The sequence below is a fragment of the Mesorhizobium sp. B2-8-9 genome (assembly GCF_006439475.1).
GTDB lineage: Bacteria > Pseudomonadota > Alphaproteobacteria > Rhizobiales > Rhizobiaceae > Mesorhizobium.
Window position 1 is genome coordinate 254,293 of record NZ_VFTQ01000007.1, and the last position, 9,604, is coordinate 263,896.

The following is a 9,604-nucleotide window of genomic DNA, read 5'->3' on the forward strand; positions in this document are numbered from 1 at the left end:
GGCGATGGCGGCACGAATTCGCGAGACGTCCGGCGACGATCTCGAGGAAAGCCACGACATCAATGTCACGCCGTTCATCGATGTCATCCTCGTGCTCCTGATCATCTTCATGGTCGCCGCACCGCTCGCGACCGTCGACGTCGATGTCGACCTGCCCGGATCGACGGCTGCGCCGGCGCCGCGGCCCGAGACACCGCTGTTCCTTACGCTGAAAAGCGATCTGACGCTGGCGATCGGCAATGACAGCGTGCTCCGCCCGGCCTTCGCCGGGGCGCTCGACAACCGCACCAGGGGCGACAAGCAGACGCGCATCTTCCTGCGTGCCGACAGGACGGTCGGCTATGGCGACCTGATGGAGGTGATGAACCTGCTGCGTAGCGCCGGCTACCTCAAGGTCGCGCTGGTGGGGCTCGAAACTACGTCGGGCAGTGCTGGCGGACCGGCCGAGTCTGGAGCTCCGGCAACTGGTGTAAACTCGGCGTCGGCTCCGGGTGACGGTTCAGCGCCATGACGCTCGCCGCGCTTTCCCGCATTTCGCAGCCGCGCTTCGGCGCGCGTGAGGCCGGCCTGTGGACGAGCGCCGCCGCAATCATTCTGGCCGCGCATGTGGCGGTTGCCTATGCGGTGCAGAATCTTAGCTTCGCCGAGATGCAGGATGGCGGTCCGCCGCCAGCGCTGGCGGTCGAGATGGCGCCGCTGGCCATCGCCCCCGCCGTGCCGGAAGAGGCGGCGATGCCGGACACGGTGACACCGGAGCCGCCCGATGCGGCGGAGGAGACGGAAAAGCCCATCGACGTGAAATCGGTGATCGACCCGGCGCCGGTGGCCGAGCAGACCAAGTCCGTCGCTGAACAGCCCCTCGATATCGACGACACGCAGGAGGCCAAACAGGCCGCTCCCGCCGAACAGGCCGTTGCTGCCCTGAGCGAGCGGCCGCCGCTGGACGAGGTCGTGCCCGATCCTGTCGAGGCGATCGCGCCGGACGTCGTCATTCCCCTGCCGCAACCGAAACCTGTGGAAGCCGAGGTGAAGGTGCAAAAGCCGGTCGAAGCTAGGAAGAAGGCTGAGAAAAAACCGGTCGAAAAGCCGAAAGAACGGGTGAAAAAGGAAAAGGCGCCACCGCCAAAGGCGACGACCACCGCCAGCATCGACGCCAAGGCGGCGGCGAAGACGGCAGCACCGCAGTCCTCGAATGCGGCGCCGCGCTCCAGCGTCGGCCCGTCGCGCTGGAATTCCAGCCTGGCGGCGTGGATCAGGCGGCACACCCGCTATCCGAGCGCGGCGCGCTCCAGGCGGGTCGAGGGCACGCCGAGCGTGACCTTCACGGTCGACACCTCCGGCAGGGTGGTCTCGGCCCGGCTGGCGCGATCCTCGGGCGATGGCGATCTCGACCGTGCGGCGCTCGGCGCATTGCAGGGCGCCTCGGTGCCGGCGCCGCCGGCGGAGCTCGGCGCCCGCGTCACCCGCACCGCGCCCTTCGTCTTCAGCCTGCGGGACTAGAGCAATTCCAGGAAAAGTGTGGGCGGTTTTCCGTCCGGAATTGCGCAAAAACAAGGAGATAGGGCGTTTCGCCGTTTCCATGAAACGGTGAAACGCACTAGGCCGGCGCGCCGGATGGTGGTAGGCGGCTCACTGGTTCAGCTCAATTCCAACGGCCGAGGCATCCTGCCGACGGAAACCATATGACGATATTCACGCGCCGCGCCTTTCTCAAAACCACAGCTGCCGCAGGCCTGGCCGGCATCGGCGCCGCGACTGTCGGCAGATTGGCCGGCTTTGCAGCCGCCAAGCCGGCCCCGCTGATCCTGAAAACCGCGAACATCGAGGCGCAGCTGATGGACGGTACGCCGACGAGGAACGTGCTGACCTACGGCGAGGCCGGGATGCCGCCGGTGGTCAGGATGAGAAAGGGCGAGCCGTTTGCCGCGCGCTTGATCAACGGCATCGACGATCCGACGACCATCCACTGGCATGGCATCCGCGTTCCCAACAAGATGGACGGCGTGCCGTTCCTTGTGCAGCCCTATGTCTATCGGGGCGACCATTTCGACTATGAATTCACGCCGCCCGACGCCGGCACCTTCTGGTACCACCCGCATTGCAACACACTGGTCCAGATGGGTCACGGCCTGACGGGCGTGATCGTGGTCGAGAACCCGAAGGACCCGGTCTTCGATGTCGAGATGGTCGTCAACCTGCGCGACTGGCGGCTCGGCGACGACGGCCAGTTCATCGAGCCGTTCCGGCCGCGCGACGCGGCCAAGGCCGGCACCTTCGGCACGGTGCGCACCGCCAATTGGGTCGACCAGCCGCAATTCGATGCGCCGGCCGGCGGGTTGGTGCGGCTGCGGGCGGCCATCACCGACGTCACCCGCATCTATGCCTTCCGGGTCGACGGCGCGGAGGCGACGGTCATCGCGCTCGACGGCAATCCGGTGCCGCAGCGGTTTACGCCGGATGCCTTGCAGCTGGGGCCTGGCCAGCGGCTCGAGCTTGCCATCCGCATGCCCGACGAGGAGGACGCGATCGTCAGCCTGCGCGACGTCAGAGGCACCAAGCCGAAAATCCTGGCGACGCTGCGTTCGGTCGGCAAATCGCTCAAGCACGATCTGCGCGATCTCGGCCCGCTTGACGCCAATCCCGTGCCGGAGGTGGACCTGACAAGCGCCAAGCGGATTCGCCTGGCGCTGAGCGCGACGGCCGAGAACGTTGCGGCCGACGGCATTTGCGGCTCGCTCGGCTACAGTTTCTGGGCGATGAACAAAGTGCCGTGGCCGGGCGACACTCCGGACCCGACCGCGCCGCTCGCCGAACTGAAGCTCGGCCAGAGCTACATCATCGACATGGAGAACCTCACCCCGCACGCGCACCCGATCCATTTGCACGGCATGAGCTTCAAGGTGCTGTCGTCATCCACCAGGGCAGTGCAGCCGCTAATCTCCGACACCTATCTCATTCAGCCCGACGAGAAGGTGCAGCTCGGCTTCGTCGCCGACAATCCCGGCGACTGGCTGCTGCATTGCCACATCATCGAGCACCAGAAGACCGGCATGACGAGCTACTTCCGGGTGGTATGAGCGCATCGGCGCGGAAGGCGTCGGCATTCCGCGGGTTGACGCGTTTGGCCGATTGCCTAGGTAGGCAGGAGGGCGCTGGGGCGGCACACAACTCCGACCGACGGCATGACATCCTTGCATATTCGAAAACTTGCCTTTGTTGCGGCAGGCATCTCCACCCTGTCGTCCTGCGTCATCCCCGACGATACGTCGAGCATCGCCAAGGTCGACGCCACCACGGCCGCTGCCCGCAAGGAGATGGTCGGTCTCAGCGAGGCCGATGTCCGCATGTGCGCCGGCTTTCCGACCGCGACGGCCGATACGGGGCCTTCCGGTCAGATTTGGACCTACCAGCGCACCGTGCAACGCGGCAATCTCAGCATCGCGGTGCCGACAATGGCCGTGGGCGCGATTCCCGCGGTCGGAGGGTCGGTCAACGTCGCCCCCGGCGGCTATTGCAATACGCAAATACGCATGCTCAACGGCCACGTCGCAGAGGTGGCCTATGCCGGCGACAATAACTTGCCGAACAGCCGTGACGCGCTATGCGTCAGCACCGTGGACGCCTGCGTGGCCTATGCGCGCCAACGCAAAGCAACACCAGTCTCCAGGTGAAGGGGGGCGAGGCCGGTCCGAGACTCCGCTTGTGTCAGCGTCCTCCGGGGTGTATGGCGCCAGGCTCCTTTTTGGAGGCGTCGGGCGAAACATGCCGGCCCATGTCTCTGCCGGTTTCGGGCGGCGGGACATCCATCAGGTTTCTGACCTTGGCGTTGTTGTGCGCGTGGATGATGGCGCGGCTCAAACGAAGCAGGGTTCCGAGCGCAGACATTGGCACGTCCTCCATTTGAAATGGCTGATATGTCGGCGGCGGGTGCCGGAAAAATGCGCCCGGTCTGTTTCACGCGAATGGCTCGGAAACCGGCTGACCGTTTCCAAACCCTTTCGTCTGGAAACACTTGCGTGCAAATGGCTGCGACCGCGATAGACCTCGACGAAAGAGCCGACGGGCTCCGCGGAACAGTCCGAAATTCGTCCGGCGCGGGGCCCATGTTTCGGCAGGATTCAGTCGCGCGCCAGAAGCATGTATGTTTGACGATACTGATTCTTCCGATCGTTTTGGCTGGTCGATGTGAGAAAAATCGTCGCTGCACTCACCGTAGCCGTCGTTCTTGTCGTCGGGCTACTTTTCCTTCTGCCCGCGCTTGTTTCAACCGACTGGGTTCGTGCCGAACTGAGCCGGCAACTGTCAGCCGCAACCGGAATGACAATTCGGCTGGACGGACCTGTCAGACTATCGCTGCTGCCCAAGCTGGCGGTGGTCGCGGACGATATCTCGCTTTCGACCGGCACGGGCGATATCGCGATATCCGCTCCGCGGTTCTCGACTTCGATAACGCTGTCGTCCCTATGGTCGAAAAAGCTTGAGATACAGTCCGTCGCGCTGGCGGATCCGACAATCGCGCTCAAGGCTTCGGCAAACGTGGCGTCAGCTCCGGAACCGAAGGATGTACAGGCCGATCCGTTCGCGGCGGTTGTCGATACGCTCGAGCGGCTGGCGATCAACCAACTGACGATAACGAACGGCACCCTCACCTCAGGCGCGTCGGCCGGCAATTCCGCTGAGGTGACAGCAATCGACGCCGATCTGAGGGTTCCGGACCTCGACCGGGAGGTCTCGTTTTCATTGGCCGGCACCAGCGGCGGCCGTCGCGTTGAAATGAGCGGGAGCCTTTCCGCCTTGAGGCCGATCCTGAAACGGCTGCCGGCCCAGATCGCCATCGAGGCGCGTCTCGATCCGGCGCCGGTTGCCAAATTCTCTTCATTGCATGCGAGTGGAGAGATCCAGCTCAACGGGAACGGCAGTTATCAGATCAAGGGCGGAAAGTTCGATGTCGGCGACCAGAGCTTCCAGATGGACGCGCTCTTTCAGCCCGGGGCGCGGCATCGCTTCTTCGCCGACCTGGCGGCAAAGCGCGTCGATATCGACGCCTTGAGCGATATTGGAAAGGGTGGTTCCAGCGCGGGCAAGGTTTCGGCCGGCTCCGGCGAGCCCCACCTCGCGATGCTCTCTGCGTTCGACGCCGACATCAGCGTCGCCATCGATGAATTGGTCGGCGGCAAGATACGGGCTTCCGATGTCCAGCTCGCCGCGACGGTGCGCGACGGACATCTCGAGGCAAGGCTGGAGCACTTCGGCCTCGATGCGGGAAGCGTTACCGCGAAAGCCTCGACGAATGTCGGTGAAACACCGCCGACCGTACGCGGCAATATTGCGAGTTCAGGGCTGGATATCGACTCGATAGCGAAGCTGGCCGGGCAATCCGTGCCGTTGTCCGGAAAGCTGACCGCCGATATGGGGTTCGCTTTTCGCGGACTCACCGCAGAGCGCATACGCAGCAGCGTCAATCTGCAGGGAACGGTCGGAATTCGGGAAGGCAAGCTTCCGCTCGCAGCACTTGCCGAGGCCCGGACGGCCGACGACATCACCGGACTCAATCTTGACGCGAAGGTTCACGATGTCGGCAAGCCGGTCGATTTGACGGGCAAGCTCGTCTGGCGGGGACAGGCCGTGACGTTCAAGTCCCAGCTCGCGCCTGCATCCTTTCTGGCCAGCGGCTCCGTTGCCGATGCGTCCGGGCCGATCAGCCTTTCGGTTTCCTCCAAATGCCTCGAAGGCAGCATAAGCGGCGCTGCCGGGGGTGGCGGCACGTTCAAGGGTCAGGTTTCGGTCACATCGGCCTCGGTCGACAAGCTCATGCAATGGCTGGGGCAGAGTGCTTCCCACGGTCTGCGAGACTTTGCCTTCAAAGGCGACGTGGACGCAGGGCCAGGGCAGCTTTCCTTCCAGAAAGCCGCTGTTGCCTTGAACGGCGTCAAGGCGTCGGGCCAGGGCTCGATGAAACTTGGGGCGCCCCTCAACATCCGGACGTCGCTCAATTTCGCGAAGCTTGACTTCGCGGCGTTCGCCGGCGGCGGCGAGCCTGCCACGGGCGGAAAGCAGAAGCCGAACGGCGCCACCGACGCGCCGATCGATCTCTCCTTCCTCAAGGGAATTGACGCCAAGGTGGATATCCAGGCCGACAAGCTCGGCTATGGAAAGGTCTTCGCCGGGCCGGTGGCCACCACTCTGGTGGTTGCTGATGGCAAGGCGCACCTGAACGTGCCGCAAAGTCCCTTCTACGGCGGCACGATTGCCGCGGAGATGACAGCCGACGGCTCGAAGGACGCCGCTTCCCTGACCCTGAACACTGCGATCGCCGGCGCGGCCGCGGCTCCCTTGCTCCATGACGCGGCGGATTTCGACCGCATCGAAGGAACGCTCAATGCGACCGTCGCGGTTTCAGGCTCGGGAAAGACTACGAAATCGCTTGCCCGCTCCCTTGGCGGCAAGGCGGCGGCAAAATTCGGCGACGGCGCCTTCCGGGGCATCGACATAGCGGAGGTCTACAACAACCTGGTCGGGCTGCTTTCCAGCGGCTTCAAGCAGGATCAGACCAAGAAGACGACGTTCACCGAACTCGGCGCCTCTTTTGTAATCGAGAACGGCGTCGCGCAGACGACGGACATCAGCCTGCTGGGTCCGCTGGTGCGAATGGACGGCTCGGGCAAGATAGACTTCGCCGACCAGACGCTCGACATCCGTCTCAACCCCCGCGTCGTTGCCTCGTTTGCCGGGCAGGGAGGCGACGTTGCCGTTAATGGCATCGGGGTGCCCATCGTGGTCCAAGGCCCGCTGTTCGCGCCCCGTGCCTATCCGGACCTGAGCGCATTGGCCAAAGACCCGCAGGGCGCCCTGGATATGTTGAGCCGCCTTGGGCTGCCGACCGGGAAGCTCAATCTCGACAAGCTGATCCCGGGCCAAACGGGCTCGAACGGCGACGGTTCCGGCAAGGGAGCGGCGGATCTGATCGGCGATCTTCTGCGCAACGTCGCACCCCGGCCCAAAGCGCCGCCCGCGGCTCCGGAACCCGCCGTGGCGCCAGACAATCCGGATAGTGCAGCGTCGCCGCCAGGTTAGGACGCCGGCGGCGAGGCCGAAGCTGAGATCACCGCGCCGGCGGCCGAACCCGCTTCCGCCGGCCCGCAGGCCGCCCCTGCTTCGCCCGAAGTGCCAAAGAAAGGGGAAATCGACACGCTTCTCGATCAGTTGGCCAATTAGCAGTGCAGGGTGGCCTCCGCTCGCGGGATGATGTGAAAGACAGCGGCCGCTATGGTTGCGTCAGCCTGACGCCGGCGCAGTACATGGTCTAACGCTCATATGTGCGACCGAAAATCAAAGTGATCTCGGCCGCCGCAAATCGTCCCCAATCAGGACGTTCTTCCGGCCTTAATCTGCACAGATTGGAGAGGCCGATGAAATTGTCTGTTCTTGCCCTTGCCGGCACCATGCTGGCGGTGATGCCAGCAGTCCATGCGGCGCCGATGATTGGCACGCCGGCCAGGAATGGCCTGGTGCAGCAGGCGCATGTCACATGCGCCTACCTGACCGAGGACGGCTACTGCGTGCGGCCGCACAAAAAGCACAAATACTGGAAGCGCCACCACTACGACCGGCCTGCCTACCGCACCTATGAGCGTCAGCTACCGGACGAGGATTACTGGCGCTACCAGCGTGCGCGGCCGATTATCCGCGTCGTTCCCGACTACCCGCCGCCGGACGAAGACAATTGGGATGACTGGGACGATTGAGGTGAGCCGCCCTTCATTCGCAAGAGGGATGCCCGCAGGCCCGCTATTCATCAGAGCGGACACCCCCGCCATTGGTCTGGCAGGTCGGCGGAGAGGTCGATGAAACTCGCCGTCTGGCCTGCCCGGCGCGACCTTGTCGTTGACATTGCGCGCCCGGGCACGCCTGAACCGGCCCGTGCAGGAATAACGAACGGAGTTGGGACTCCTACCTTTTCAGCGCGATGCTCATGCCGCTGAGGTCGGCGTTGACCTGCAGGCCGACCTGCCGGCCGGTGAGCTCGAGCTGGGCGCCCTTGTCATTGGTCATCACGATCACCTGGGCGCCTCTGCCGAGCGCGCCGCCACCGCCGGCCGCGCCGTAGACGCCCGTCACATCGCTGGCGCGTCTGATGTGGCGCACCCTGCCCTGAAAATAGGTCTTGGATGCGCCGAAGGCCAGGCCGCCCGAGATGCCGCCGATCGAGATCGGATACCGTTTGCCGTGGAAGGTCAGCGTGCCTTCCCCGCCGGAGCCGCCGATGAAGAAGGCCGCCTTGTAGACGGAGAAGCGGATCGTACCGCTATCGGCATGCGCGGCGCTGGCAATGCTGACGCTGGCGGCAGCAATGGCCGCAACCGCGACTGAACGGAACCTGGACGAAATCTTCATGATGGGGACCTCCTCAAGCATCGCCGCTTGCCCAGCCGGCCGGGCACATCAGCTTCAAAAGTATAGCTGAACCGTCTTGCCCCACCATTGGTTCCAAGCACGCGGCCCGAAATCCGGCGGCCACAAAATGCTGAACGAGGAAGGCAACCGCCCGCGAGAGGCACATGCGTGTGCTGGCTGGTGGAGCTGAGGGGGATCGAACCCCTGACCTCATCATTGCGAACGATGCGCTCTCCCAGCTGAGCTACAGCCCCGTTCCAGCGGATCGGCTTGTATCGGTCGCGGCCGTTTCATGTCAAGGCGAAAGACCGGCAGGCGACGAGCACGCTGACTGGTAGGCCTTGCCCGCCAGTCAAGCCCGCGGGCCTTGCCCGCACGCCAAGCAATGGCTACATGTCGGCGACAATTTGGAGACCGGCATGATCGCCCTTATTCAGACCATCGTCATGGCGCTTGATATCTACTGGTGGATCATCATCGCCTCGGCGATCTTTTCCTGGCTCTACGCCTTCAATGTCGTCAATTCGCGCAACCAGTTCGTCGGCAGCGTGGGCAACATGCTCTACCGGCTGACCGATCCGGCATTGCGCCCGATCCGCCGCTTCATGCCCGATCTCGGCGGCATCGACATTTCGCCGATCATCCTGCTTCTGATCATCTTCTTCATCCGGCAGTTCCTGGTCACCACCGTCTGGTCCTGGGTCGTGACCGGCGGCTGATGAGCACGCCGTTTCGGCAGGGCGAGAACGGCATCGACCTCTTCGTGCGGCTTACGCCAAAAGCGGCGCTCGACCGGATCGACGGCGTCGAGACCGCTGCCGACGGGCGCAGTCATCTTGAGGCCGGCGTCCGCGCCGTGCCGGAGAACGGCGCCGCCAATCAAGCGCTGGAACGGATGATGGCGAAGGCGCTGGGTGTTCCAGTGTCGGCCGTTTCGGTGGTTGCCGGCGGGACATCGCGACTGAAGACGCTGCGGGTCGTAGGTGATGGGGCCGAGCTGGCGAAAAGCGTCGAGGCTCTTTCTAAGCAATCGAAGATCTGAGACGCAGGCGGGACGGCGCCCCCCTCTGTCCTGCCGGACATCTCCCTCGCTTGGCTACGCTATGCACACATCTTCTGTGACTGTCGTGACTGATCAGGCCGAGGCTTGATTGCCACGTGGTTCCCCCAATCCGTCGCTGCTTCGCAGCGCCACCTTTCCCCCCTCCGG

11 protein-coding genes and 1 tRNA gene are annotated in these 9,604 nt (G+C 64.3%); 8 read left to right on the top strand and 4 right to left on the bottom strand.

Translation table 11 applies throughout. The annotated features are described in order from the left end of the window. Positions 1 to 4: 4 nt before the first annotated feature. From exbD to FJ423_RS11980, 4 genes are all read left to right on the top strand, one after another. Positions 5 to 511 (top strand): TonB system transport protein ExbD, encoded by a 507-nt coding sequence (gene exbD / locus FJ423_RS11965; protein ID WP_140841909.1) that lies wholly within the window; start codon positions 5 to 7, stop codon positions 509 to 511. Beyond that, positions 508 to 1,500 carry an energy transducer TonB gene (locus tag FJ423_RS11970; RefSeq protein WP_140841911.1) on the top strand — a complete coding sequence of 331 codons (993 nt, stop codon included), beginning with the start codon at positions 508 to 510 and terminating at the stop codon, positions 1,498 to 1,500. Before exbD ends, FJ423_RS11970 begins: the two co-directional genes overlap by 4 nt. 182 nt (positions 1,501 to 1,682) lie before the next feature. Continuing rightward, entirely contained in the window at positions 1,683 to 3,077 is a 1,395-nt protein-coding gene (locus FJ423_RS11975) for a multicopper oxidase family protein (protein WP_140841913.1), read from the top strand. 105 nt (positions 3,078 to 3,182) lie between these two features. After that, positions 3,183 to 3,671, top strand: coding sequence for a hypothetical protein (locus FJ423_RS11980; protein ID WP_140841915.1), 489 nt, complete (start codon positions 3,183 to 3,185; stop codon positions 3,669 to 3,671). Between the two features lie 34 nt (positions 3,672 to 3,705). Here the strand turns inward: FJ423_RS11980 and FJ423_RS33515 are convergent, their stop codons facing one another. After that, complete coding sequence (locus FJ423_RS33515) at positions 3,706 to 3,885, bottom strand: hypothetical protein (protein ID WP_181174778.1); 180 nt, start codon at positions 3,883 to 3,885, stop codon at positions 3,706 to 3,708. 233 nt (positions 3,886 to 4,118) lie between these two features. Then, positions 4,119 to 4,643 (bottom strand): hypothetical protein, encoded by a 525-nt coding sequence (locus FJ423_RS34135; RefSeq protein WP_246680146.1) that lies wholly within the window; start codon positions 4,641 to 4,643, stop codon positions 4,119 to 4,121. Positions 4,644 to 4,740: 97 nt separating this feature from the next. Here FJ423_RS34135 and FJ423_RS11990 point away from each other — a divergent pair, with 97 nt between their 5' ends. Both FJ423_RS11990 and FJ423_RS11995 read left to right on the top strand, forming a co-directional pair. After that, positions 4,741 to 7,074, top strand: coding sequence for an AsmA family protein (locus FJ423_RS11990; RefSeq protein ID WP_140841917.1), 2,334 nt, complete (start codon positions 4,741 to 4,743; stop codon positions 7,072 to 7,074). A gap of 335 nt (positions 7,075 to 7,409) precedes the next feature. Next, complete coding sequence (locus tag FJ423_RS11995; protein WP_140841919.1) at positions 7,410 to 7,745, top strand: hypothetical protein; 336 nt, start codon at positions 7,410 to 7,412, stop codon at positions 7,743 to 7,745. Positions 7,746 to 7,950: 205 nt separating this feature from the next. Here the strand turns inward: FJ423_RS11995 and FJ423_RS12000 are convergent, their stop codons facing one another. After that, positions 7,951 to 8,394 carry a hypothetical protein gene (locus FJ423_RS12000; protein WP_095770069.1) on the bottom strand — a complete coding sequence of 148 codons (444 nt, stop codon included), beginning with the start codon at positions 8,392 to 8,394 and terminating at the stop codon, positions 7,951 to 7,953. Between the two features lie 178 nt (positions 8,395 to 8,572). Then, positions 8,573 to 8,648: transfer RNA gene (locus FJ423_RS12005), tRNA-Ala, on the bottom strand. Positions 8,649 to 8,813: 165 nt separating this feature from the next. Between FJ423_RS12005 and FJ423_RS12010 the strand changes: the two genes are divergently transcribed. Both FJ423_RS12010 and FJ423_RS12015 read left to right on the top strand, forming a co-directional pair. Then, entirely contained in the window at positions 8,814 to 9,113 is a 300-nt protein-coding gene (locus FJ423_RS12010) for a YggT family protein (RefSeq protein ID WP_135888880.1), read from the top strand. Continuing rightward, positions 9,113 to 9,436 (top strand): DUF167 family protein, encoded by a 324-nt coding sequence (locus FJ423_RS12015; protein ID WP_140841921.1) that lies wholly within the window; start codon positions 9,113 to 9,115, stop codon positions 9,434 to 9,436. Before FJ423_RS12010 ends, FJ423_RS12015 begins: the two co-directional genes overlap by 1 nt. Positions 9,437 to 9,604: the final 168 nt, after the last annotated feature.